The 23448-nt window shown below is 72.2% G+C and carries 22 protein-coding genes; 5 read left to right on the top strand and 17 right to left on the bottom strand.

The window, feature by feature from the left end:
• Positions 1–123 precede the first annotated feature (123 nt).
• The 6 genes from ACIO3R_RS33450 to ACIO3R_RS33425 form a co-directional block, all read right to left on the bottom strand.
• A complete protein-coding gene (locus ACIO3R_RS33450) occupies positions 124–924 on the bottom strand; it encodes a DUF1684 domain-containing protein (RefSeq protein WP_402110781.1) in 801 nt (266 codons plus the stop codon).
• 4 nt (positions 925–928) lie between these two features.
• Positions 929–2230 (bottom strand): NtaA/DmoA family FMN-dependent monooxygenase, encoded by a 1302-nt coding sequence (locus tag ACIO3R_RS33445; protein ID WP_402110779.1) that lies wholly within the window; start codon positions 2228–2230, stop codon positions 929–931.
• Positions 2227–3306 (bottom strand): LLM class flavin-dependent oxidoreductase, encoded by a 1080-nt coding sequence (locus ACIO3R_RS33440; protein WP_402110777.1) that lies wholly within the window; start codon positions 3304–3306, stop codon positions 2227–2229. The genes ACIO3R_RS33445 and ACIO3R_RS33440 overlap by 4 nt, the downstream gene beginning before the upstream one ends.
• 104 nt (positions 3307–3410) lie before the next feature.
• Positions 3411–4163 (bottom strand): amino acid ABC transporter ATP-binding protein, encoded by a 753-nt coding sequence (locus tag ACIO3R_RS33435; RefSeq protein ID WP_385028580.1) that lies wholly within the window; start codon positions 4161–4163, stop codon positions 3411–3413.
• Between the two features lie 110 nt (positions 4164–4273).
• The gene (locus tag ACIO3R_RS33430; RefSeq protein WP_385028556.1) at positions 4274–6115 is read right to left on the bottom strand and encodes an FAD/NAD(P)-binding protein; all 1842 of its coding nucleotides are present in this window, start codon (positions 6113–6115) and stop codon (positions 4274–4276) included.
• Positions 6112–6975 carry an amino acid ABC transporter permease gene (locus ACIO3R_RS33425; protein WP_385028559.1) on the bottom strand — a complete coding sequence of 288 codons (864 nt, stop codon included), beginning with the start codon at positions 6973–6975 and terminating at the stop codon, positions 6112–6114. Before ACIO3R_RS33425 ends, ACIO3R_RS33430 begins: the two co-directional genes overlap by 4 nt.
• A 519-nt stretch (positions 6976–7494) precedes the next feature.
• Between ACIO3R_RS33425 and ACIO3R_RS33420 the strand changes: the two genes are divergently transcribed.
• Positions 7495–8436, top strand: coding sequence for an ABC transporter substrate-binding protein (locus ACIO3R_RS33420; protein ID WP_385028562.1), 942 nt, complete (start codon positions 7495–7497; stop codon positions 8434–8436).
• A gap of 7 nt (positions 8437–8443) precedes the next feature.
• Here ACIO3R_RS33420 and ACIO3R_RS33415 read toward each other — a convergent pair whose 3' ends face one another.
• Positions 8444–9700 (bottom strand): DUF5685 family protein, encoded by a 1257-nt coding sequence (locus ACIO3R_RS33415; RefSeq protein WP_402110875.1) that lies wholly within the window; start codon positions 9698–9700, stop codon positions 8444–8446.
• A 307-nt stretch (positions 9701–10007) separates the two neighbouring features.
• Between ACIO3R_RS33415 and ACIO3R_RS33410 the strand changes: the two genes are divergently transcribed.
• Positions 10008–10451 carry a cell division protein SepF gene (locus ACIO3R_RS33410; RefSeq protein WP_385028567.1) on the top strand — a complete coding sequence of 148 codons (444 nt, stop codon included), beginning with the start codon at positions 10008–10010 and terminating at the stop codon, positions 10449–10451.
• A 36-nt stretch (positions 10452–10487) separates the two neighbouring features.
• On the opposite strand, the gene ACIO3R_RS33405 is transcribed toward ACIO3R_RS33410, so the two are convergent.
• Both ACIO3R_RS33405 and ACIO3R_RS33400 read right to left on the bottom strand, forming a co-directional pair.
• Positions 10488–11699: an acyl-CoA dehydrogenase family protein gene (locus ACIO3R_RS33405; RefSeq protein WP_385028569.1), complete on the bottom strand. Its 1212-nt coding sequence runs from the start codon at positions 11697–11699 to the stop codon at positions 10488–10490.
• A gap of 97 nt (positions 11700–11796) precedes the next feature.
• A complete protein-coding gene (locus tag ACIO3R_RS33400; RefSeq protein WP_402110775.1) occupies positions 11797–13524 on the bottom strand; it encodes an MFS transporter in 1728 nt (575 codons plus the stop codon).
• Positions 13525–14080: 556 nt separating this feature from the next.
• Between ACIO3R_RS33400 and ACIO3R_RS33395 the strand changes: the two genes are divergently transcribed.
• Complete coding sequence (locus ACIO3R_RS33395; protein WP_385028571.1) at positions 14081–15127, top strand: phosphatase PAP2 family protein; 1047 nt, start codon at positions 14081–14083, stop codon at positions 15125–15127.
• A gap of 150 nt (positions 15128–15277) precedes the next feature.
• Here the strand turns inward: ACIO3R_RS33395 and ACIO3R_RS33390 are convergent, their stop codons facing one another.
• Positions 15278–15493, bottom strand: a complete 216-nt coding sequence (locus ACIO3R_RS33390; protein WP_385041970.1) for an I78 family peptidase inhibitor — start codon at positions 15491–15493, stop codon at positions 15278–15280.
• 660 nt (positions 15494–16153) lie between these two features.
• Here ACIO3R_RS33390 and ACIO3R_RS33385 point away from each other — a divergent pair.
• Both ACIO3R_RS33385 and ACIO3R_RS33380 read left to right on the top strand, forming a co-directional pair.
• Positions 16154–16936, top strand: coding sequence for a hypothetical protein (locus tag ACIO3R_RS33385; protein WP_385041968.1), 783 nt, complete (start codon positions 16154–16156; stop codon positions 16934–16936).
• Positions 16937–17073: 137 nt separating this feature from the next.
• Complete coding sequence (locus ACIO3R_RS33380; RefSeq protein ID WP_385041966.1) at positions 17074–17406, top strand: hypothetical protein; 333 nt, start codon at positions 17074–17076, stop codon at positions 17404–17406.
• Between the two features lie 259 nt (positions 17407–17665).
• Here ACIO3R_RS33380 and der read toward each other — a convergent pair whose 3' ends face one another.
• The 7 genes from der to ACIO3R_RS33345 all read right to left on the bottom strand — a co-directional run bounded on the left by der (position 17666) and on the right by ACIO3R_RS33345 (position 23389).
• On the bottom strand, positions 17666–19135 hold the full coding sequence (gene der, locus ACIO3R_RS33375; protein WP_385039000.1) for a ribosome biogenesis GTPase Der: 1470 nt from the start codon (positions 19133–19135) through the stop codon (positions 17666–17668).
• 64 nt (positions 19136–19199) lie between these two features.
• On the bottom strand, positions 19200–19862 hold the full coding sequence (locus tag ACIO3R_RS33370) for a lysophospholipid acyltransferase family protein (protein WP_363025431.1): 663 nt from the start codon (positions 19860–19862) through the stop codon (positions 19200–19202).
• Positions 19859–20575, bottom strand: coding sequence for a (d)CMP kinase (cmk, locus tag ACIO3R_RS33365; protein WP_402110773.1), 717 nt, complete (start codon positions 20573–20575; stop codon positions 19859–19861). The genes ACIO3R_RS33370 and cmk overlap by 4 nt, the downstream gene beginning before the upstream one ends.
• 318 nt (positions 20576–20893) lie before the next feature.
• On the bottom strand, positions 20894–21979 hold the full coding sequence (locus tag ACIO3R_RS33360) for a prephenate dehydrogenase (RefSeq protein ID WP_385039006.1): 1086 nt from the start codon (positions 21977–21979) through the stop codon (positions 20894–20896).
• Positions 21976–22338 (bottom strand): chorismate mutase, encoded by a 363-nt coding sequence (aroH, locus tag ACIO3R_RS33355; RefSeq protein ID WP_362965575.1) that lies wholly within the window; start codon positions 22336–22338, stop codon positions 21976–21978. The genes ACIO3R_RS33360 and aroH overlap by 4 nt, the downstream gene beginning before the upstream one ends.
• 51 nt (positions 22339–22389) lie before the next feature.
• Positions 22390–23022, bottom strand: a complete 633-nt coding sequence (locus ACIO3R_RS33350) for a TetR/AcrR family transcriptional regulator (protein WP_402110772.1) — start codon at positions 23020–23022, stop codon at positions 22390–22392.
• A 4-nt stretch (positions 23023–23026) separates the two neighbouring features.
• Positions 23027–23389: a DUF1304 domain-containing protein gene (locus ACIO3R_RS33345; RefSeq protein WP_385039013.1), complete on the bottom strand. Its 363-nt coding sequence runs from the start codon at positions 23387–23389 to the stop codon at positions 23027–23029.
• Between the last annotated feature and the right edge of the window lie 59 nt (positions 23390–23448).

The following is a 23448-nucleotide window of genomic DNA, read 5'->3' as shown; positions in this document are numbered from 1 at the left end:
TTCAAGGCGTCAACTTCTCGCGCAAGAGGGCCTATTGGCCTGAGCTTTACCTCGCACCCATGTGTCCGGCCCCGGCGCACACCGCGCACCGAGGCCGGACACCGCTGGAACGGAGGCGGTGATTCAGCTGTCGACCCGGCTGCGCTCCCCCGCCTCGACGGCGACGGGGAGGGTGTTGCCGGGCGGCGGGAAGGGGCAGATGAAGTGGTCCGCGAAGGCGCAGGGCGGCAGCAGCGCGCGGTTGAGGTCGACCGCCACCGTGCCGTCGGCGGCCGGGGCCGGGGGCCGCAGGAAGCGGAAGCGGTAGCTGCTGTTCCCGCTGGTCGCGTCGGCGAAGACCGCCCAGAGCGAGCCGTCGTGCTCCACCGCGACCTGGAGCGTGTGCTCGACACCGTCCAGCTCGAAGGCGATCTCCCCGCCGAGCCCGAGCCCGCGCTCGACCCCGTCGGCGTTCTCGACCCGGACCGTGCGCGAGGTGTCGTACGGGCGGAAGGTGCCGGACAGCGCCCAGCGCGGGTCGTACGGCGTCGCCTCGATCGCACGGAAGGCCCGCCGCGCCGGGGATTCCGGGTCGAAATCCCTGACCGCCCAGAGTCCTTCACGGCTCAGCACGAAGAGCCGCCGCTCGCCGTGGGCGACCCGGGACCCGTCGATCGGGCCGCGGTCGGCGCCGAGCCCGGCCTGTCCGGTGAACGGCTTCCCGTCGAGGGTCAGCCCGTCCTCGGGGCCGGCGGTGAGCTCCAGCTCGTCGCCGTCCTCCCGCCACCGCCCCGGAACGGCCGGAATTCGGCCCTCCGGGTAGTCGGAGAGCCAGTGCGTGCCGGTGAGGGAGAGAGGTCCGTACGGCGCCGAGACCGTGGCGGTGCGCTCCTCGTGCCAGTGGTCCCAGTCCCGCGCTGCCTGCTGCTGTGCGTCCGTGCTCATGGGCTCAACCTTTCCATACGGGCTCCGCGAGCCCGAGGTGCGACCGGAGTGTGGAACCGGTGTACGCGGAGCGGAAGACCCCGCGCTCCTGGAGGAGCGGGACGACCTCGTCGACGAAGTCGTCGAGTCCGCCCGGGGTGAGGTGCGGTACGAGAATGAAGCCGTCGGCGGCTCCGGTGGCGACGAATCCGGCCAGCTCCGCCGCGACGGTCCGCGCGCTGCCGACGAACAGCTGCCGGCCGGTCGCCTCGATGACCGTCTGCCGGATGGAGAGCCCCTTCTCCCGGGACAGCGCGCGCCAGCGGGCCGCGACCGCGAGGGGGTCGCCCGTCCTGACCCGGCCCTGGACCAGCGCCGAATCGGGAACCGGGTCGCTCTCCGGGAGCGGCCCGTCCGGATCGTACGAGGAGAGGTCCCGGCCCCAGACCTGTTCCAGGGCCAGCATCGCGTTCTGCGGGGAGATCTGCTGGAGGCGGATCGCGGCCGCCTTCTCCCGCGCCTCGGCGTCACTGTCGCCGAGCACGAAGCCGACGCCGGGCATGATCTTCAGCTCGTCGGGCTCCCGGCCGTACTTCGCCAGCCGTGCCTTGACGTCCGCGTAGAAGGCGCGGCCCGCCTCCAGGGTGCCGTGCCGGGTGAAGATGATGTCGGCGGCGGACGCGGCGAACTCGCGGCCCTCCGGGGAGTCGCCGGCCTGGATGACGACGGGATGGCCCTGCGGGGGGCGCGGGACGGTGAACTCGCCTTCGACGCAGAAGTGCTCGCCGCGGTGGGCGAAGCGGCGCGGGGCGCCGTCGGGGGTCCAGGAGTCCCACAGCTCACGGGCGGTGGCGACGCATTCGGCGGCCCGGGTGTACCGGTCGGCGCGGTCGAGGTACCCGCCGCGGCGGAAGTTCTCACCGGTGAAGGCGTCGGACGAGGTGACGACGTTCCACGCGGCCCGGCCGGCGCTGAGGTGGTCGAGGGTGGCGAGCCTGCGGGCCAGCTCGAAGGGCTCGTTGAAGGTGGCGTTGACGGTCGCGGCGAGACCGAGCCGGTCGGTGACGGCGGCCAGCGCGTTGAGCACGGTGAGGGAGTCGGGGCGGCCCACCACGTCCAGGTCGTGGATCAGCCCGTTGTGCTCACGCAGCCGCAGCCCCTCGGCGAGGAAGAAGAAGTCGAACAGGCCGCGTTCGGCCGTGCGCGCGAGATGCTCGAAGGAGGAGAAGTCGATCTGGCTGCGGGACCGGAGGTCCGCCCAGACGGTGGTGTTGTTCACCCCCGGGAAATGGGCGGCGAGATGCAGCTGTTTCTGGGCGGTCGTCATGCCCGTTCTCCTTGGAGGACACGGCCCGGCGCGTACCGGTTGGCCGGGCGGGCCAGGCCCAAGTGCTCACGGAGAGTGCCGCCGGGGTGGAAGGTGCGGAAGAGACTGCGGTGCTGGAGCAGGGCCACCGTGCCGTTGACGATCCGTTCGAGATCGCGTTCGGGGGTGATCGGTGTGAGGTGGAAGCCGTCCACGGCCCCGGCGCGGTGCCACTGGGTGATCAGATCCGCGAGGTCGACCGGGCCGCCCCGGTAGTACGTGCCCTGCGCGGCGAGCGGCGGTCCGCTCTCCAGTCCGGGTTCCGGGGCGGATTCGGCGTCGCCGAGGTCGACGGTGAGCGCGGCGAGCACCCGGAGGGTGTCGGGGTCGCGCCCGTGGACCGCGGCGCGGCGGCGCACATCGGCGCGGATCTCGGCGGTCCGCTCGGGTGTGGTGGCCCGTACGAGCACGACGTCGGCGTGGCGGGCGGCGGTCTCCCGGGCCGGGTCCGCCGTGCCGTCGACGACGGTGACCGGGCGGCCCTGCGGGGGCCGGGGCACGATGGCCGGTCCGCGGACGCTGAAGGCGGACCCCTCGAAGTCGACGTAGTGCAGTTTGTCGCGGTCGATGAAGCGCCCGGTGGCGGGGTCCCGGATCTCGGCGTCGTCCTCCCAGCTGTCCCAGAGCCGCGCCCCGACGTCCGCCACCTCGCCGGCCTCGCGCCACAGCTCGGCGGCGGGTGCGGCCGGGCGGCGGCCGAACAGCCGGGCCTCGGCCCCGGTCGTCGACACGTCCACCTGCCAGCCCGCCCGGCCGCGGCTCACCCAGTCCAGGGTGGCCACGGCCGAAGACACGTGGAACGGCTCGGTGTGCGTGGTGGTGACCGTCGGCACGAGCCCGATCCGGCGGGTGGCCGGCGCCACCCGGGACAGCACGGAGAGCGCGTCGGGTCCCGGCCGGGCGAACGAGTCGCCGAGGGTGACGAAGTCGAGGGCGCCGCGCTCGGCGAGCCGGGCCAGGCCGGTGTAGTGCCCCGGGTCGTAGCGGGGCGGGCCGCCGATCTCGGCGGCCAGGTGGAGGGGGCGGATCGGAGGCATGGCGGGCCCTTTCGGCACGGTTCGAAGGCGGTAGCGGGCACAGGGCCCCCGGATTCCGGGTCAGGGAACCCTGGGGTTCGGGTCACAGGTGCCTGGGGTTCGGGTCACAGGACCTTGGAGAGGAAGGCGCGGGTGCGCTCGTGCCGGGGGCGGTCCAGTACGTCGGCGGGCGGTCCCTGTTCGACGATCCGTCCCTCGTCCATGAAGACAACGGTGTCGGCGGCCTCACGGGCGAACCCGATCTCATGGGTGACGACGATCATCGTGGTGCCCCGGCCCGCCAGGTCCTTGATGACGTCGAGGACCTCCCCGACGAGTTCGGGGTCGAGCGCGGAGGTGGGTTCGTCGAAGAGCAGCAGCTTCGGTTCGAGGGCGAGCGCCCGAGCGATGGCGACGCGCTGCTGCTGGCCGCCGGAGAGCTGCCGGGGGTACGCCCGCGCCTTGTCGGCGAGGCCGACCCGGTCGAGGAGTTCGTGCGCGGCGGCGGTGGCCTGCGCCCTGGGGCGGCCGAGCGCGGCGACCGGGGCCTCGGTGATGTTCTCCAGGACGGTGAGGTGGGGGAAGAGGTGGAAGTTCTGGAAGACGAAGCCGATCCGGGTGCGGCGGCGCAGCACCTCGCGCTCGGGGAGTTCGTGGAGCTTGTCGCCCTTCCTGCGGTAGCCGACGAAGTCCCCGTCGACGGTGATCGAGCCGCGGTCGGGCTTCTCCAGGTGGTTGACGGTGCGCAGCAGGGTGGACTTCCCGGAGCCGGAGGGGCCGAGGATCACGGTCACTTCGCCGGGGTGCACGGACAGGTCGATCCCGCGCAGCACGTGGAGGGAGCCGAAGCTCTTGTGCACGCCGCGGATCCGCACCATGGCGTCGGCGGGTGCCGGGGCGCGCTCCGCGGCAGGTTCGCTCTCGGGTGGACGGCTGGTCGTTGTCATGGGGTTCCTCGGGCGGTTCGGGGCGGAGGTGCGCGGACCGGTCAGCCATCGGTGTCTGCGAGGCCGCGCAGGAAGGTGAGGGCGGCGCGTGCGGTGGCGTCGTTCTGCCGGAAGGCCGGGCCGCCGGTGCGCGGCCTGGTGAAGGCGCCGCCGGTCCGGGCCGCGGTGTGCGGGCCGAGCGCGAAGCGGCGCGGGTGCGGGAGTCCTTCGCGGTCCAGGACGCGGCCGTCGCCGGGGTCGACCGCGAGCAGTCCGGTGGCGGTGGCGGCGGCCCCGTCCTCGTGCAGGGTCCGGAGCAGGGTGCTGCGGGTGCGGTCCGGCGAGGGGTCGGGCAGCCGGGCCTCGACGAGGGCGCGGGCCTCGACCCGTTCGCCGGGGACGGTGACGCTGCCGGCCCGGAAGACACCCTGGCGCTCGTCGGCCTCGACCGTCGTCCCGGCGCCGAGGAAGCGGACGACGCCGGCCCGGGAGAGCGCGAGCAGCTGCCGCAGCCGGGGGCCCGGCGGGCCTGAGGCGAGGTAGCTGAAGAAGCCGTGCCACCAGCTCCCGATGTCGCCGAAGCGGATCAACTGCCCGTAGGCGGAGAGCAGTCCGAGGAAGACGGCGAGATCCTCGCTGTGCCCGGGGTCGTGCCGGCGGTCGAGGTCGGCGGTGATGTAGCGGCGCGTCGCCTCCTGGAAGGCGTCGTACGAGGAGTGGCGCACCCCGTCCAGCGGGTGGTCGAGCGCCGCGATGTCGAGCCGGTCGGCGGGGTCGGGGACGGCCGCGGCGATCAGGGCCCGCAGATCGTCGCTGCCCGGCTCGGCCGCCGCGTACTTCTCCTCGAAGGCGGCCCGGTCCGCGGTGGTGCGTTCGGGGTGGGCGGTGAGGAGCCGGTGGTAGTGGGCGTACCCGAGCTCTTTGTCGATATGTGGCCAGATATCGCGGCGGAAGTCGAGCGGCTCCGTCCGGCTGAGCAGCTCGTCGGCGCGGTCGGGGCCGAGGAACCGCGGCAGCTCCGGCCGTTCGCCCTGCCAGCCGTATCCGATCTTGGAGTGGTACGGGACCCCGCGCCGTGACCCGACGTGCAGCACGGGCTCCCGGCCCGAGGGCACGTAGGTCCCGTTCTCGTACCGTCCCCCGCGGCCCTCGGTGAGCAGCACCATCAGGTCGATGAAGGCGAGTCCGAAGCCCCGGACTATCACGGGTTCGCCCGCGCGCAGGGCGCTCAGATCGCTGTCGGCGGTGAACTCGGGCGGCAGGTGGACGAGACCGTGCCGGCCGGCGAACGCAGACAGCTCCTGCTGCTCGGCGTCCGGTTCGGCGTCCAGGTGGCCGATGGTGAGGACCACGAGGTCGGCGACGAGCGGTTCGGTGCGGCCCTCCAGCCGGACGTGCTGACGGCCGTCGGACGGACCGGTGACGCGCAGGGCCCGGTCACGGTGTTCGTGGACGGTGACCGAGGGCGGGAGAGCGGCCACGGACTCTCCGTACACCCAGCGCAGATAGGCGCCCTGCAGCCGCCGGCTCGGGAAGTCCTGACCGCTCAACGCCTCGATCTCGGCACGAAGTCCGGGCTCGGCCGCATCGCCGGACGGCTCGGTCCGGCCCTCGCGGACGTCCGCCGCCCAGGCGTCGAGAGCGGGCCCCGGCCGTACGGGCCCCTCTTGGCGGACGGTGTCGTCGGTGAACATGGTGACGTCCTCGGCCATGGAGTTCATCCACAGCAGCGGCGACTGGTCGTGGCGCCAGATCCGGCCGGCGCCGGGCGGGTACGGGTCGACGAGGTGCAGGTCGAGCGGCCGGTGGCCGTACAGTTCTGCGGCGTTGGCGGCGATGCGCTCGACCAGGCCGGTGCCGCGCGGTCCGGCGCCGATGACGACCAGCGACGGCCGGCGGCTCACCGGGCGTCCGCGGTGCCGCGGGCGTAGTGCCGTTCGACGTAGTGCTGGCCGATGCCGAGCAGCGAGGTCACCGCGACGTACCAGAGGGTGGCGACCAGCAGCAGCGGGATGACCTGGTAGGTGCGGTGGTACACGAGCTGGACCGAGTACAGCAGGTCCTGCACGGCGATGATGCTGACGATCGAGGTGCCCTTGAGGGTGCCGATCAGCATGTTCCCGGCGGGCGGCACGATGGAGCGCATCGCCTGGGGCAGCACGATCCGGTACAGCCGCCGCCACGGGCCGAGGCCCAGGGACTGGGCGGCCTCCAGCTGTCCGCGTTCCACCGAGAGGATGCCGCCGCGTACGACCTCCGCCGCGTACGCGGCCTCGTGGAGCGTCAGTCCGATGACGGCGACCGTGACGGGGCCGAGGAGGTTCACCGTGCGGACGCCGAGTATCTCGGGGTACAGCGCGCCGATGTTGAACCAGAACAGCAGCTGGACCAGGATCGGGGTGGACCTGAAGAGCCATACGTACCCCCAGCCGACGGCCTGGAGAACACGGTTGGCGGAGAGCCTCATGACGGCGAGCAGCGTTCCGAGCGCGAAGCCGAGCACCATGACGAGCGCGGTGAGCCAGAGGGTGAGCCAGAGGCCGCGCAGCACCGCGGTGGTCAGGAAGTAGTCGCCGACGACGTCCCACTGGAAGGCGTCGTTGCGGATGACGGAGTTCAGCGCGAGGGCCAGCAGGACCAGTACGGCGACGGCCGCGGTCCACTGGCCGGTCCGGCGTACCGGGACGATGCGCAGCCGGTCGGCGTCGTCCTTGAGGGGCGGGGCCGGGAGTGCCGGCGGGAGGGTGTCGGTCTGGGCGGACATACGAGGGCTCCGTGGATGCGGCGATCGAACACGGGGCGTGCCCTCGGCACGGAACACGACAGCTTGGAACGCGACAGCTCGGAGAACGAGGCGGACCGGCCCCTCAGCACGGTCCACTGCCTCCGAGGTAAGCGCTGTTCACAACGGGATGTCAAGCCTGTCCACACTGTGAGCCGTGCGCGGGGGCCAGTTGACGGACCACCGGATGCCTGTTCAACTTGGGCCATGCATTCGCAGAAGTGGCTGGTCAAGCGCTCCCACATCGACTTCGGTCGCGTGTGGTCCTGTTCCTGTTGAGCTGACCCCCTGCGTTTCCCGTTCCTCTCCCGCTTCTCCTCGCGCCGCTGACCGGCGCGGAAGCCTCTCTCCCCGCGTGCCCTCGCGTACGCGACAGCGCTCCGCCCTCCCCTCGCACCGAGTCCTCCGACGTCGCAGGATGCCTTCCTCCGCCCCGGCCGTGGGCTGCCTCGCGCTGCCCGGCGCCCGTCCACGGCCGCCGAAACTGGAGAACCTTCCCTGATGCCCCGTACCCGGCACACCGCTGCCCTCGCACTGATCACGGCGGCCATGCTTGCTCTCACCGCGTGCGGTTCCGGCGATCCGGCGGCCGCCCCCGCCGGTGCGGCCGGTCCCGCCGCCAAGAACGCGATCCCCACGACCGACGTCGTGTCGGGGGTGAAGCGGGACCGGACCGCGGCCGGCCTCCTGCCGGCCTCCGTCCGCTCCTCCGGAACCGTGACCATCGCCGCCAGCGTCAGCACCCCGCCCGGTGCCACCTACCTGGAGGACGGCACGACCCTGGCCGGTACCGACATCGACCTCGGCAACGCCGTGGCCGGGGCGCTCGGTCTGAAGCCGAAGTGGGAGGTCGCCGCGTTCGAGGCGATACTGCCCGCGCTCGGCAGCGGGAAGTACGACGTGGGCACCGGAAACTTCGGGGTCACCGACGAGCGCCGCCGGACCATCGACTTCGTCACCTACCTCAATGACGGGCAGGGCTTCGCGGTCCGCGACGACAGCGAGTTGAAGAAGGTCACCGATCTGACCCAGCTCTGCGGGCTGACGGTGGGCACCGCCGCGGGCACCACGTTCGAGGTGACGCTGGAGGAGAACAAGCACCGGTGCGCCGAGGCCGGCGAGAAGCCGTACGACGTGAAGACGTACTCCGACCTGGCCGCCGTATGGACCGGGCTCCAGCAGGGGCGGACCGACGTGGTGATGTCGACCATCAACGGGCTGCGGTACGCCGTGAAGCAGCAGAAGGGCGTGCGCTTCCTCAACGAGTTCAAGCGTCTCGACGTCGGCTTCGCGTTCAAGAAGGGCACTCCGCTGGCGCCCGCCTTCCAGGCCGCGGTCAACAGCCTCAAGGCGGACGGTACCTACGACCGGATCCTGAAGAAGTGGGGCATCGGCGAGTCGGCGATCGAGACCTCGCAGATCTCACCGCCCGAGATCAAATGACACGGGCTCAGCAGTCACACCCGCAGTCGCAGCAGCCACAGCCATCACAGCCGTCGCAGCAATTGCCGCAGCAGTCACAGCCGTCGCAGCAGTCACCGCAGTCGCACTGACTGCACAGTCCCTCGCGGCGCCGGCGGCTCCACGGATCGTCGAAGGTGCCGCAGCACATCTGGCAGGTGCAGGCGAGACCCGCCCACACCAGGCACCCCAGGACGAGCCCGCGCCGGTCGCGCGGGGGCTCCGGCGGCGGCTGCGGCGGGCCGAAGGGGGCCCCGGGCCCCGAGGGGGCGTACGGGTTGCCGGGTGGCGGCCCGAACGCCCCCGTGTGTCCCCCTCCTGACGGATGGCCGGCTGACCCGGGACCGGCCGCTCCCCCGGTCAGCAGGCCCCCCGGCTGATGGGAACAGACGTCCGTGGCGAAGGCCCGGTCCACCGAGCGCCGCAGTTCGTGCGCCAGCAGCACGTGCGCCAGTCTGCTGTCGGTGAACTCCGCGTCGCGCAGTGCCAGCCGTACGCCGTGCAGCGCGTCGTCGCACAGCCGCCGGGCCTCGGTGCGCGAGGTGCCCGTCGCGGTGAGCGGGTTCCAGGCACCCGACGCGGCGTCAGCTTCCTGGTCCTCCACGGCATCCAGCAGATGCGCGAGGCGTCCGAAGAGGCGTCCCGCCTCGGCCAGCGGCCCGGCGTTCCGCGGCTTGCCCGCGAGTACGGCGGTGTGCGCGAAGGCCGCGGCGGTGGCCGTCTCGGTGGGTTCGGTGACCGTCAGCAGCGGGGTGCCGGGGCCCGCGAGCAGCTCGATGCCGGTCTGCCGGTCGACGGCGTCGACGAGCAACGCCGTGTCGAAACCGAGCTGTGCGCCGGTACGCGCACCGGCGCGGTCCCAGCCCGCCGCCACCCTGCGGGCCGCCGCCGCCACCGGGCGCCGCTTCAACAGCCCGTCGCGGTCGGCGACGTGGTCCCGCACCTTGGCCGACGCCAGCACCAGTGAGACGGCGGCCGCCAGCCTGGCCCCCTCGCCCCGCGCGACCGGCGCGGTCCGCATGGCGCGCAGCGGGCAGGGCCCCGCCGTGCGGCGCTGTGCGGACGTGCGTTCGGTCTGAGCCTCCGTCAGGACCGAGACGATCAGGCCGTCATAGTTCGTGACAATCCTGGCGAACTGCCCGTGGTCGGATCGAAGTGCCAGACAGAGCCCGCAGAGATGGGCCATCCACTCGGCCTTCAGCCCCTCCGACAGTCGATGGGTGCAGGGCCTGACTATTCCGAACACGACGATCCCCCGGGTGCCGTTCAGCTGTGCGCCACGCTCGGGCGAGTGCGCGCCGTGCATCGTATCGAGCGCCCCGTTCACCCATACGTCCCCCATGTCACCCGTACGGCCCGGAGCATCATATTTTCTTTCGCCAGGGCCCTTTTGCAGGAGGAACCTTGACGAATCGCCACATCCTCTGCACCAGTACCGTCACGAATGGCCTGCGCGCCGCCTATCCCCTTGGCGCACGATCCGCATCATGGACGACCATAGGGATACGAAAGAGATGCGGAACGCCAAGGAACCGCGGTGAGAGGAGGCGTCCATGGGATCGGTGCGCAAGGCGAGTGCCTGGCTGGGCCTCGTAGAGGACAACGACGAGCGGTACTACGACGACGACGAGTACTCCGAGGGTGCACGGACCGGGACCGGACAGGCCTGGGTGACCGATCCGCGGGTGCGGGTGGCGTCCGAGACGGCCCAGGAGACGGGCCGCCGGATCGCCACCGTGACCCCGGACAGCTTCCGGGACGCCCGGAGCATCGGTGAGCTCTTCCGGGACGGCGTCCCGGTGATCATGAACCTCACCTCCATGGACTCCGCCGACGCCAAGCGCGTGGTGGATTTCGCCGCAGGGCTGATCTTCGGGCTGCGCGGGTCGATCGACCGCGTGGCGACCCGGGTCTTCCTGCTGACCCCCGCCGACACCCAGGTCGTCATCGGCGAAGCCCCCGGCCGGCAGGCCGGCGGCTTCTTCAACCAGAGCTGAGCGGGGCGCTCACCGGATCGCTCCGGTGGTCGTCCTTCACCGGAACGCGTCCAGGCCGGTGAGCGCCTTGCCCAGCACCAGCTGGTGCATCTCCACGGTTCCCTCGTAGGTGAGCACCGACTCCAGATTCGTCGCGTGCCGCATCACCGGGTACTCCAGCGAGATCCCGTTGGCGCCGAGGATCGTGCGTGAGGTGCGGCAGATCTCGATGGCCTCCCGCACGTTGTTCAGCTTTCCGAAGCTGACCTGTTCCGGGCGGAGCCTGCCCGAGTCCATCCGGCGGCCCAGGTGGTGGGCGAGCAGGATGCCCTTGTGGAGTTCGACGGCCATGTCGGCGAGCTTGGCCTGGGTGAGCTGGAAGCCGCCGATCGGCTTCCCGAACTGCTCACGCGTCCTCGCGTAGTCGACGGCCGCCTCGAAGCTGGCCCGTGCGGCGCCCATGGCTCCCCAGACGATGCCGTAGCGGGCGTGGCTGAGGCAGCCGAGCGGCCCGCGCAGACCGGTGACGCCGGGCAGCACGGCGTCGGCCGGCAGCCGCACCTCGTCGAGGACCAGCTCGCTGGTGACGGAGGCGCGCAGCGACCACTTGTGCCTGATCTCGGGTGCGGAGAACCCCGGGGCACCGGTCGGCACGACGAAACCGCGGATACCGGCGCCCGCGGTGCCCTCGTCGGTCTGCGCCCAGACGATCGCGACCCCGGCGACCGAGCCGTTGGTGATCCACATCTTGCGGCCGCTGAGCACCCAGTCCTCGCCGTCGCGCCTGGCGTACGTCCGCATACCGGCCGGGTCGGAGCCGTGGTCGGGCTCGGTGAGGCCGAAGCAGCCGATGATCTCGCCGGCCGCCATGCCGGGCAGCCACTGCCGCTTCTGCTCCTCGGAGCCGAAGCGGTGGATGGCGTACATGGCGAGGGAGCCCTGCACGGAGACGAGCGAGCGGATTCCGGAGTCGGCCGCTTCGAGCTCCAGACAGGCCAGCCCGTACTGCACGGCGGTGGCGCCCGCGCAGCCGTAGCCCTCCAGGGACATGCCGAGGGCCCCGAGCGCGCCGAGTTCGCGGGCCAGCTCGCGGATGCCGGGCAGCTCGCCGTTCTCGTACCACTCGGCGATGTGCGGCAGGACCCGGTCGGTGGCCCAGGTCCGGACGGTGTCGCGGATCGCGAGATCCTCGGTGCCCAGGAGGTCGTCGATGCCGATGGGGTCGCGGGGGTCGAAGGGCGGGAGTTTCGAGGACGGAGCGGTGGACATGAGGATGTGCCTCCGGCGGCTCGCACGGTACTGAGGACGGTACGGGGAACGCCGAAAACTAGCAGTGTTAGTCACGGCGCCGTGCTGACGTTACGACTCAGTGTGCCGTGCGTCCAGGGCCGGTCGCCTCGGCGGGCAGCCGCGCGGCGGGCAGCGGGAGCAGCACCTTGGGCCGGTCCGCCACCGGCGCCTCGTGGCCCCGGCGGCCGCCCGAATCCTCGTCCTGCCCGGCCTCCGCGCCCCGGCGGCCGTCCATGGACTCGCGGGGTTCGCAGAGCACCGGCGGGCACTCCATCACCCTCGGCAGCCGCAGCGCGGCGAGCGCCCCGAGCAGCAGCAGAGCGGCGCTGACGAGCAGCGTGATGTGCAGCCCGCCGATGAAGGCGTCCCGGGCCGTGGAGCGCAGCACCTGACCGAGCGGGCCGCCCAGCCGCGAGGCCACCTGGTACGCCTCGCCGAGCGAGTGGGAGGCGGCGGCGCCGGCCGAGGCGGGGACACCCGCTTCGGGGAGCCGCGCGAGGCCCGGGGTGTACGCGGCGTTCATGACACTGCCGAGCAGCGCTATGCCCATGCCGGCGCCCAGCTGGTAGGAGGTCTCACCGATCGCGGCCGCCCCGCCGGCCCGGTCCGCGGGGGCCTCGCTGAGCATCGACTCGTACGCGCCGAAGAGCGTGGACTGGAGGCCGAAGCCGAGCAGGACGAAGGACGCCGTCAGCAGGCCGGGCCGGTCGTGCTGCCCCATCGCGGTCAGCATCAGCACCGCGACGGCCGTCAGGACGAAGCCCCAGCCGACCATCCGGCGCGGACCGACCCGGCGCAGGGTGTACGAGCCGGTGGCGCCCGCGGCCATCGCGGCGAAGGTGAGCGGCAGCAGCCGCAGGCCGGTCTCCAGCGGGCTGAGGCCCAGGACGAGCTGGAGGTACTGGACGGCGATCAGCTCCAGGCCGACCAGGGCCAGCATGGCGAGGACGATGCAGCCCACCGCGGTGGAGAAGGCGGGCCTGGCGAACATCCCCATGTCGATCAGCGGGTGCGTCCGCCGCTTCTGGCGGCGGACGAACGCGACGAGCAGCGCCGCCCCGAGCAGCAGCGGGAGGAGCGTGGCCGGCACGAGGAGGCCGTCGCCGGTGCCCGCCCGCTTCACGCCCAGGACCACCCCGAGCACTCCGGCCGCGGCCATCAGGGCGCCGAGCACGTCCCACGGGCCGTCACTGCTGCCCCGGGACTCCGGGAGCAGCAGCCGGCCGAGCGGAAGGATCAGGGCCATCAGCGGGATGTTGATCAGGAAGACCGAGCCCCACCAGAAGTGTTCGACGAGGAAGCCGCCGACGACCGGTCCGGTGGCGGCGCCGACCGCGGCGACCGCGGACCACACGCCGATCGCCACGGCCCGCTCGCGCCGGTCCGGAAAGACCTGGCGGAGGATCGACAGGGTGGCCGGCATGATCATCGCGCCGCCGACGCCGAGCAGGGCCCGCGCCGCGATGAGCACGCCCGCGCTGTCGGCCATGGCGGCGACGGCGGAGGCGACCCCGAAGAGCGCGTAGCCGAGCAGCAGGATGCGCCGCCGCCCGACCCGGTCACCGAGGGTGCCGAAGAGGATCAACAGTGAGGCGCAGACCAGCGGGTACGCGTCCACGATCCACAGCAGGCCGACGGCGCTGGGCCGCAGGTCCTCGGTGACGGCGGGGACGGCGACGTGCAGCACCGTCGCGTCGAGCGCCACGAGCAGCAGACTGAGGCAGAGGACGACCAGGACGACCCATCGATTGGCACCGTCGGCGGCTGCGCGCAGGCGGGTTCGGGCTGTGGTCGTCCCGGACATGCATCTACCTCCCAGAAGGTCCCTCGCGCTCGGCGGGCCCTCTGGGGATTCAGCGTTCGCTGTCCCTCCGGGCCCGGCATCGACGGGCGAGTGATGCGTCAGCGTACGCGAGTTCGGCAGGGCTACACGTGGCCCATCTCATACCGCCAACCGCCTCCACGTGTGGTGTACGCCACTGCCCCCGGCCGGTCCGACCCACCTGGAGACCCCTCGCGACCTGCGAAAACGGCCCGTTCGGCGGTGCGTGCGACGAGCTCAGGGGGCGCCGCGAATCGCCCGTCGGACAGCGGATGAAGGCGTCGAGTAACCGGACCGACACCGTCCGTTCCGCTCTCCCGAAGCTCCCGCCAAATGCACTTCGGTATCCCGTGCGCTTTTCCGTCAATATCCAAAAACTCTTCCGGCACGAGTGCCGAATAAATAGAACGGAAGGAATCCGGGATTCTTCTGAGGTTCAGGAAAAAAGACCGCGCTGAGACATAGTCCACATCACATCGTCATCACAAAGCGGCCGGATCGACCAGGTCACCCACTCACTCGCTGTAACGTCGATTGGGTGCGTACCGACATCTTTGCCCGCCTGGACCGGGAGCCGGAACCGCCGAAGATAGAGACACCGCGGATGAGCCGTCACCGCATCGCTCTCTTCGGGGGGACGTTGGCGTTCTATCTCGCCATCGTCATTGCCGTGCTCATGTCGTCCTGGCTGGTGACCCTGGACTGGAAGGTCATGCTCTTCCGGCCGTACCAGCAGTGGCCCGAGATCCATGCCTTCCTCGACTACTACGTCGTACTCGGTCAGCGCGGGCCCACGGCCGTCATGGTCGCCTGCTGGCTCGGCTGGCGCTCCTGGCGGCAGCACACCCTGCGCCCCCTGCTGACACTGGGCGTCTCCCTGCTGCTGCTCAACGCGACGGTGGGGGCGGTCAAGTACGGCCTCGGCCGGCTCGGCCCGCACTACGCGACCCAGATCGGATCGGCCGAACTCTTCGCCGGCGGCGATATATTTCCGTCCGGGCACACCGCCAACGCGGTCGTGACCTGGGGAATCCTTGCCTACCTGGCCGCCACTCCGCGGGCCAGGCGCTATCTGTCGGCGATGTCCGCCGTCGTGTCGCTCGGCGTCGGCCTGACGACGGTCTACCTCGGTACGCACTGGCTCAGCGATGTGGTGCTCGGCTGGGCGGCGGGGCTGCTGATCCTGCTCGGCCTGCCGTGGTGCGAGCCGCTGATCACCCGGGCGGAGGACTGGATCTTCGCCGCCCGCGAGCGGCTGAGCGCCCGCAGCAGGCTGGTGCCGGCCCCGCCCGCCACAGCGCGCGATCCCCGGCCGGTTCCGGCCGGAGCGCCGACCGTGGGCGAGACCGCGGCGCAGAGCCCGGCCCGCGAGCCGGTCGCCGCGGGCAGCCGTCAGGTGTCCGCGGTCACGGCGACGACTGCGGGCGGCCGCCCGCGCGCCCACACCGCGCCCCCCGCGCACCAGGGCCACGCGGTGCGCTCGGAACGCACCCCGGTCACTCCGGCCGGCAGCCGCCGCCCGCCGCACGCGGACCGCACACCACGCGGCGGCACGGCACCGGCCCGGCCGGTGGCCGGCGGCTGACCCCCGCGAGCGGCGCACCGCCGCTCCTCCGCATGGGTGAGGGCCCCGACTCCGGTCGGGGCCCTCACCCATGGGGCGGGGAAGCGCCCCCGCCGACCCGGGGGCCCGCCCGGGGGCCCGAGAGCCTGCCGGGTGACCCGCGGCCGGCTCTCAGCCGATCCAGCAGCGCTTCACGGCGCCGCCGTCGACCTCGAAGTTGATCCGGCCGCTCCGGAACTCCATGGTGATGACGGTGCCCGGCGGCAGGGCTCTGACCGTGCTCCAGCCACGCTCCCTGGCCCGCTGTTCCGCGGTCTCGGCGGTGAGGCCGACATACGCGCCGGGCGTGTCGTCGGGCTGGGCGGAAGGAGCCGGTATGGGTGCCATACCTCTCACCGTAGGCGTCCCCGGACGGAGGCGTAACCCGGGGCGCCGACCGGTCGCACGGCATCCTCACGTCCTCCACCGGTCACGCTTGTGTCACAGGATCACCACACGTGTTCCCGCCGGGCTCCCTCACCCGAACGCGCGATTCACAACCCGACGCACAGTAATCGCACAGGCCGGGAAACGACCGGCGGAGAAGACCGGAAAACGGGTCGAATATCTGATGCCGGACGCCGTCGATTTCCCTCCGCAAAACCCTCCCGCAAGCGAGCGGGCCGTCGAGAATTCATCCTTCCTTATCGCACCCTTATCCCATGCTCACAATATCCACACCATCGGACCGGCCCGGCCGCGCGGTTCCGCCCGTATAGCGGACGACCCGAATCACCCGCTTTCCGGCATCGGAGCGGCCGCCGCGGGCACCGACGCAGGGGGGCGGCACGAGCGCGGCTCCCGTCGCCACGGACGGCGCCTCCTCCGCGGGAGCCGGCCGCGCACCGCACACCGCCATTTCCGGACTTGTCGGGGTATTGCCGAACCGGTCGGCTCCTCGGTTCGATTCCGTTCGCTTTCTCGCGTGACCCCGGCAGCAGCTCACCCGTTGTCTTCTTCATGAGCCGGGAACCGCCCGGCGCACGTACCGAGTTCGAGGAGCCACCCGTGCCGCGCATGCTCGACGTCAGCGAGGACGTACGCGCCGAGATCGGCGACGCCGAAGCCGACCGGCTGCTTGTCGGCGACAACGCCCCCGGCAGTTACGACTGCACCTCCTGCCGCACCCCCGGCGACTCGGAGCAGGAACGCACCAGCACGGTGCTGTTCGTCGGCGACGAGACCGCGGTCCTCGCCTTCGCCCACGCGACCTGCATCCCCTCCCAGGTCGTCCAGGTCGCCGAGGAGCAGTTGCAGGGGGCCGTGCGCAGCATCACCGGAAGCGAGCAGGAGGCCCCGGACGGGCTGAACCCCGAGCAGGCCGTGCTGGGCATCACCAGCGGCCTCGTCCTGATCGACGACGAACTCCACCCGGCCCTGGTCGTCGAACCGACCGGGGCGATCGCCCGGCCCGGCACGGACGGCAGCGGCGGCGACGAGTTCCTGCAACTGCTGCTGGAGCAGGGCTTCCACCCGGTCCAGCGGATGGGCCAGGTCCCCGAGGTGCTGCACGGCTGGTCGATCCTGCTCGCCGCGGGGCAGCTGCACGCGGTGCTCCAGCCGGGCACCGGCGGCGGCGCCCCGGTGGCCTGGTGGCAGGCGCACGCGCCCCTCCAGGTGACCGACGGCTGGCGGGCCGCGGCCAACAAGTCGCAGACCGTGCTCGTCTACGCCGCCCCGGCCGGTTCGATCGGCCAGCAGCCCCGCGAGGACCTGCTGCGCGACGCGCTGGAGAAGGCCTCGGCGGGCGGGGTCCTGGTCGCCGCGGCGATGCCGCTGGCCGGTACCTGATCATGGCCGTGCACCCCGGAGCGCCTCACCGAACAGCTATTTCTCCGGCGGGCCCGCATCCGACGGGCGGTGGGGTCGTTGGCACGTACGTGCACTCATACGACCCCTCCCACCAGCGTCCGAGCCCGATCCCTGCCATGCGTCCCGCGCAGGACCCATCGGGTGGCCCGTCCCGCACCCCGATCTACGACGCGCTGTACTCCGAGTACCGCCGGTCGTTCAGGGCGTTGCCAGGTGACCGGAGCGGGGAGGAGAGCCTCGGGCTCCCGAGTTTCGGCAGCGGGTTCTTCGGCTCCCGCGCCCCGCTGGGCGGCCACGCGGGCCACGGCGGAGCAGGGGCGGGCGGAGCCGCCGGGCACGGCAGCAGCAGCCCCGGCACACACACCGGGAGCCTCGGCTCCTGGCAGCGGGTGGGGCGGCACGCGGGCCGGGTCCAGGCCGCGCTGCCGCCGGGCTCCCGGGGGGCCTGAGCCGTCGCACGAGGAGCCCGAACTCGGCGTCCAGGCCGAGCCCGTCCTCCGGATCGTCGGCGAGCGGCTGACCAGGGCCGGGCAGGTCGGGCTCTGTCGCACCACGGAGCCCGACCGCGGAGGCGCCCGGCGGTACGAAGGAGCCCCGGACCACTCGTTCTCCGAGTGGTCCGGGGCTCCTTCGTGTCCGGGGCTCCGTGAAGCTCCGGAAGGGGACGCGGTCCGGGCGCTCGCGCACCGGGACCGCGTCATCCGCTGCCTACTTGTTGCGGCCGCGCTTCTCGCGGACCCGTACCGAGATGTGGATCGGAGTGCCCTCGAAGCCGAACTCCTCGCGCAGCCGGCGCTCGACGAAGCGCCGGTAGCCGTGCTCCAGGAAGCCCGAGGCGAAGAGCACGAAGCGCGGCGGCTTGGTGCCCGCCTGGGTGCCGAAGAGGATACGGGGCTGCTTGCCGCCGCGGATCGGGTGCGGGTGGGAGGCGACGATCTCGCCGAGGAAGGCGTTCAGCCGGCCCGTGGGAACACGGGTCTCCCAGCCGGCCAGCGCGGTCTCGATCGCCGGGACCAGCTTCTCCATGTGACGGCCGGTGAGGGCCGAGACATTGACCCGCGGGGCCCACGCGACCTGCGCGAGCTCCGTCTCGATCTCACGCTCCAGGTAGTAGCGGCGCTCTTCGTCGAGGGTGTCCCACTTGTTGAAGGCGACGACGATCGCGCGTCCGGCCTCGACGGCCATGGTCACGATGCGCTGGTCCTGGACGCTGATCGACTCGCTGGAGTCGATCAGGATCACGGCGACCTCGGCCTTCTCCACGGCCGCCGCGGTACGCAGCGAGGCGTAGTAGTCCGCGCCCTCCTGGAGGTGGACCCGGCGCCGGATACCGGCCGTGTCGATGAACTTCCAGGTGATGCCGCCGAGCGTGATCAGCTCGTCGACCGGGTCACGGGTGGTGCCGGCCTGCTCGTTGACGACGACCCGGTCCTCGTTGGCCACCTTGTTCAGCAGCGAGGACTTGCCGACGTTCGGACGGCCGATCAGCGCGATCCGGCGGGGGCCGCCGAGGGCGGTGCCGAACAGCTGGGCGGGCGCCTCGGGGAGCGCCTCCAGAACGGCGTCCAGCATGTCGCCGGTGCCGCGGCCGTGGAGCGAGGAGACCGGGTGCGGCTGGCCGAGGCCGAGCGACCAGAGCGCGGTGGCGTCCGCCTCGCCGCTCTGCCCGTCGACCTTGTTGGCGCAGAGCACGACGGGCTTGCCGGCCCGGCGCAGCAGCTTGACGACGGCCTCGTCGGTGTCGGTGGCGCCGACCGTGGAGTCGACCACGAAGACGACCGCGTCGGCCGTCTCGATGGCGTACTCGGCCTGCGCGGCGACGGAGGCGTCGAGCCCCAGCACATCCTGCTCCCAGCCGCCGGTGTCGACGACCTTGAAGCGGCGGCCCGCCCATTCGGCCTCGTAGCTGACACGGTCACGGGTGACGCCCGGCTTGTCCTGGACGACGGCCTCGCGGCGGCCGATGATCCTGTTCACCAGGGTCGACTTGCCGACGTTGGGGCGGCCGACGACGGCGAGAATCGGAAGCGGTCCGTGACCGGCCTCACCGATCGCGCCCTCGACGTCCTCGGGGTCGAACCCCTCCTGCGCGGCGAGCTCCATGAACTCCGCGTACTCGGCATCGCCAAGCGCTCCGTGCTCGTGGTCCGAGCCGCCGGAGTGAATCTGGTCGTTCATGAAGTCCGTTCCTCTTTGCATCATCATCGATGGACCACGCAGCACGCGGTCCACTACTCAAGTCTTACTCAGCACGCCCGGTGAGGCGTCTGGCCTGCTCCAGGTGGCCGGTCAGCCGTCCCTGGATGCGCACGGTCGCCTCGTCCAGCGCCTTGCGCGTCCGCCTGCCGCTCCGGTCGCCGGCCTCGAAGGCCTCCCCGAAGACGACGTCGACGCGGCTGCGCAGCGGCGGCAGCGCCGATATCAGCCGTCCGCGCCGCTCGGTGCTCCCCAGGACGGCCACGGGCACGATCGGCGCCCCGCTGCGTACCGCGAAGTACGCGAGCCCGGCGCGCAGCGAGGCGAAGTCTCCTTCGCCCCTGGTGCCCTCGGGGAAGATCCCGAGCACCCCGCCGTCCCCCAGCACGCCGAGGGCGTGGGTGATGGCGGTGCGGTCAGCGGTCGTACGGTCCACCTTCAGCTGACCGATTCCGCGCAGGAACGGGTCCAGGGGGCCGACGAACGCCTCTTTCTTGATCAGGAAGTGGACGGGCCGGGGCGCGGTGCCCATCAGCATCGGACCGTCGACGTTGTGCGAGTGGTTCACCGCGAGTATGACGGGTCCCGAGGCGGGGACCCGCCACGCGCCGAGCACACGGGGCCTGAACAGCCCGTACATCAGCCCGATCCCGATGCCGCGCCCGACCGCCGCTCCGCGCAGGGTGGGGGCAGGCGTGGCTGGGCTCACTTCGCGGCCTGCTTCTCCCCGACGAGGGTGACGACGCACTCGATGACCTGCTGGAGGGTCAGCTCGGTGGTGTCCACCTCGACGGCGTCGTCCGCCTTGGCGAGCGGTGAGGTCTTGCGGCCGGAGTCCGCGGCGTCGCGCTTGATCAGCGCCTCCTTGGTGGCGGCGAGATCGGAGCCCTTCACCTCTCCGCTGCGGCGGGCGGCGCGCGCCTCCGGCGAAGCGGTCAGGAAGATCTTGATGTCGGCGTCGGGCAGCACGGTCGTGCCGATGTCCCGGCCCTCGACGACGATGCCCTTCTCCGCGCCCTGTGCGATGGTGCGCTGCAGCTCGGTGATCCGGGTGCGCACCTCGGGGACGGCGCTGACGGCGCTGACGCTGGAGGTGACCTCCTGCGTGCGGATCGGCCCTGAGGCGTCCTCGCCGTCGACGGTGATCGTCGGGCCGGTGGGGTCGGTGCCGGAGACGATGACGGGCTTGGCGGCCGCGGTGGCCACCTCCACCGCGTCGTTCACGTCGATGCCGTTGTTCAGCATCCACCAGGTGATCGCCCGGTACTGGGCACCGGTGTCCAGATAGCTCAGGCCGAGCTGGGTGGCGACGGCCTTGGACGTGCTGGACTTGCCGGTGCCGGAGGGCCCGTCGATGGCGACGATCACTGCGGCCGGGGCGGTCCGGGCGGCGGCGCTTGCGGTTTCCACGGTGGTGGACACCTTCCTGGTACACGGGGCGGGCGGGACGGGACGCGCGAACCCGCCCCGCACAAGGTTACCGAGTGCGGGCGCGGGCCCGACCACCCCTGTGGAAAAGTGCCTCCGGACCGGGTACCGCAAGGGCCGGGAGCCGGCCGCTAGGACCTGTACTGGGTTGTCACGCGGAAGGAGGAGCGGGGCTGGGTGCGTGCGGTCGCAAGGCGCCGAAACGTTCTTGTAGCGGAGCTAACAGGGCGTTTCGGCAACGCTGCGAGCGTGCGTGCCCAGCCCCGTGACGCCGCGGGACAACCCGATACAGGCCCTACCGGCATACAGGCCCTACGGCCGGATCGACCAGCCGCGCTCGCGCAGGGCGGCGCTGAGGCCAGGGGCGGCGCTCGGCTCGACCATGAGCTGCACGAGCCCCGCCTGCTGGCCGGTGGCGTGCTCGATCCGTACGTCCTCGACGTTGACCCCGGCCCGGCCCGCGTCCGCGAAGATCCCGGCCAGCTCGCCCGGCCGGTCGCTGATCAGGACGGCGACGATCTCGTACGAGGCGGGGGCCGCCCCGTGCTTGCCCGGCACCCTGACCCGGCCGGCGTTGCCGCGGCGCAGGACGTCCTGGATGCCTTCGGTGCCCTCGCGCCGCTTGTCCTCGTCGGCGGACTGGAGGCCGCGCAGCGCGGCGACGGTCTCCGCCAGATCGGTGGCGACCCCGGCGAGGACGTCGGCGACCGGTCCGGGGTTGGCGGAGAGGATCTCCACCCACATCCGGGGGTCGGACGCGGCGATCCTGGTGACGTCCCTGATGCCCTGGCCGCAGAGGCGTACGGCGGTCTCGTCGGCCTCCTCCAGCCGGGCGGCGACCATCGACGAGATCAGCTGCGGGGTGTGGGAGACGAGGGCGACCGCCCTGTCGTGGGCGTCGGCGTCCATGACGACCGGGACGGCCCGGCAGAGCGCGACGAGTTCCAGGGCGAGGTTGAGCACCTCGGTGTCGGTGTCGCGGGTCGGGGTGAGGACCCACGGGCGGCCCTCGAAGAGGTCCGCGGTGGCGGCGAGCGGACCGGAGCGCTCCTTGCCGGCCATGGGGTGCGTACCGATGTACGGGGTGAGGTCGACGCCGAGCGCTTCGAGTTCGCGGCGCGGGCCGCCCTTGACGCTGGCGACGTCGAGGTAGCCGCGGGCTACGCCGCCGCGCATGGCGGTGGCGAGCACGGACGCGGTGTGCGCCGGCGGTACGGCGACGATCGCCAGATCGGCCGGGCCCTCGGGCGCCTCGTCGGTGCCCGCGCCGAGCGCGGCGGCCGTCCGGGCCGACTCCGGGTCCTGGTCGACGAGGTGGACCTTGATGCCGCGCCCGGCGAGGGCGAGGGCAGCGGAGGTGCCGACGAGGCCCGTTCCGATGACAACGGCGGTTCTCACTGGGCGATGTCCTTGCGAAGGGCGGCGGTGGCGCCGAGGTAGACGTGGGCGATCTCCGACTTGGGGAGATAGGTCTCGATGTGGGCGAGGATCCGGACCACCCGGGGCATCGCCCCCTCGATGTCCAGCTCCTGGGCGCAGATCAGCGGTACGTCGACGATACCGATCCCGCGTGCGGCGGCGGCCGGGAAGTCGCTGTGCAGGTCGGGGGTGGCCGTGAACCAGATGCTGATCAGGTCGTCCGCGACGAGGCTGTTGCGCTCCAGGACAGTGGTGAGGAGGGCGCTGACCTGCTCGTCCATGTGTCCGGCCTCGTCCCGCTCCAGCTGGACGGCTCCGCGGACCGCTCGTACCGCCACGTCGTGCTCCTTGCTTGTCCGTACGCTCCGTGCGCCTGTGTTCCGGCTGTTTCAGCGTAGAGGTGCGGGGCGGTCCCGCGCCGCGGTGCCCTGTCCGTGAGACGCGGCGGTGGCGTGCACGGCGATCAGCATCCGCCAGATCCTTCCGGCGAGCTGCGCGGGGGTGGCGTCGACGCGCCCGTGGACCCAGTCGGCGAGGACACCGGCGAAGAGCCCCGCCACGGCACTGGCGATGACGTCGGCTCCGGTCCCCGCCGGGCGGCGGCGGGTGAGTTCGTCGAGGCTGCGCGCCCTGAGCTCCTCGTGCAGCAGCTCGCCGAGCGGCCCGCCGCCGCCGGTGCCCAGCAGGCTCCGGTAGACCTCGGCGCGGTCCCGGACGGCGTCCAGCAGGCCGGTCAGCTCGGCGGGCGGCGCGTCGGGCCCCGGCGGCGCCCCGTCCCAGGCGTGCAGGGCGTCCACGGCCTGGCGGACGATCTCGGCGCAGGCGTCCACGGCGAGGGCGCGCAGATCGTCGTAGTGCAGGTAGAAGGTGGCCCGGCCCACGCCGGCCCGGCGGACGACCTCGGAGACGCTGACCCGGTCGAGCGGCTGCTCCTCGCACGCCGCGAGGAGCGCGGCACGCAGCCTGCCGCGGGTCCGTGCGGTACGCGGATCGCCGCTGCCCGCGGTCGTCGCCGGAGCCACGGGTTCAGCCCGCCGTCAGGACGAGCACGAGGGCCGCGGCGGCGGGGACCGCCTGGACGAGGAGGATCTTCCGGCTGACGGTGGCGGCGCCGTACACCCCGGCCACGACCAGGCAGCAGAGGAAGAAGATCTGCGCCGGACGGGCGACGGGGTCGCCCGCGATCAGGCTCCAGACGAGCCCGGCGGCCATGAACCCGTTGTAGAGCCCCTGATTCGCGGCCAGCGGTGCGCTCTCCCGGGAGAACTCCGGCGTCGTGGCGAAGACCTCGCGGCCGCGCGGGGTGTCCCAGAGGAACATTTCGAGGACCAGGAAACAGGCGTGGATCAGCGCGACGAGCGCGACCAGCACCTGGGCTGCTGTCTGCATGGTGACGACCTGACGACCTTCCGCGTCGACCCACGTCGACTTCCTGGACAACTGTACAG

Origin of the sequence: Streptomyces sp. NPDC087428, assembly GCF_044744085.1 — a bacterium.
Taxonomy (GTDB): Bacteria; Actinomycetota; Actinomycetes; order Streptomycetales; family Streptomycetaceae; genus Streptomyces.
Note: the sequence above shows the minus strand (reverse complement) of the source record. Positions and strands in the feature narration are given on the sequence as shown.

Bases quoted from the DNA above. Each gene is read 5' to 3' on its own strand.
- ACIO3R_RS33380 (WP_385041966.1), top strand. From the start codon at position 17,074: ATGCGTCCCGCGCAGGACCCATCGGGTGGCCCGTCCCGCACCCCGATC.
- ACIO3R_RS33405 (WP_385028569.1), bottom strand. From the start codon at position 11,699: ATGTCCACCGCTCCGTCCTCGAAACTCCCGCCCTTCGACCCCCGCGAC.
- ACIO3R_RS33445 (WP_402110779.1), bottom strand. From the start codon at position 2,230: ATGACGACCGCCCAGAAACAGCTGCATCTCGCCGCCCATTTCCCGGGG.
- ACIO3R_RS33400 (WP_402110775.1), bottom strand. From the start codon at position 13,524: ATGTCCGGGACGACCACAGCCCGAACCCGCCTGCGCGCAGCCGCCGAC.
- ACIO3R_RS33440 (WP_402110777.1), bottom strand. From the start codon at position 3,306: ATGCCTCCGATCCGCCCCCTCCACCTGGCCGCCGAGATCGGCGGCCCG.
- ACIO3R_RS33420 (WP_385028562.1), top strand. From the start codon at position 7,495: ATGCCCCGTACCCGGCACACCGCTGCCCTCGCACTGATCACGGCGGCC.
- ACIO3R_RS33435 (WP_385028580.1), bottom strand. From the start codon at position 4,163: ATGGTGCGGATCCGCGGCGTGCACAAGAGCTTCGGCTCCCTCCACGTG.
- ACIO3R_RS33390 (WP_385041970.1), bottom strand. From the start codon at position 15,493: ATGGCACCCATACCGGCTCCTTCCGCCCAGCCCGACGACACGCCCGGC.
- ACIO3R_RS33345 (WP_385039013.1), bottom strand. From the start codon at position 23,389: ATGCAGACAGCAGCCCAGGTGCTGGTCGCGCTCGTCGCGCTGATCCAC.
- ACIO3R_RS33450 (WP_402110781.1), bottom strand. From the start codon at position 924: ATGAGCACGGACGCACAGCAGCAGGCAGCGCGGGACTGGGACCACTGG.
- der (WP_385039000.1), bottom strand. From the start codon at position 19,135: ATGAACGACCAGATTCACTCCGGCGGCTCGGACCACGAGCACGGAGCG.
- ACIO3R_RS33410 (WP_385028567.1), top strand. From the start codon at position 10,008: ATGGGATCGGTGCGCAAGGCGAGTGCCTGGCTGGGCCTCGTAGAGGAC.
- ACIO3R_RS33425 (WP_385028559.1), bottom strand. From the start codon at position 6,975: ATGTCCGCCCAGACCGACACCCTCCCGCCGGCACTCCCGGCCCCGCCC.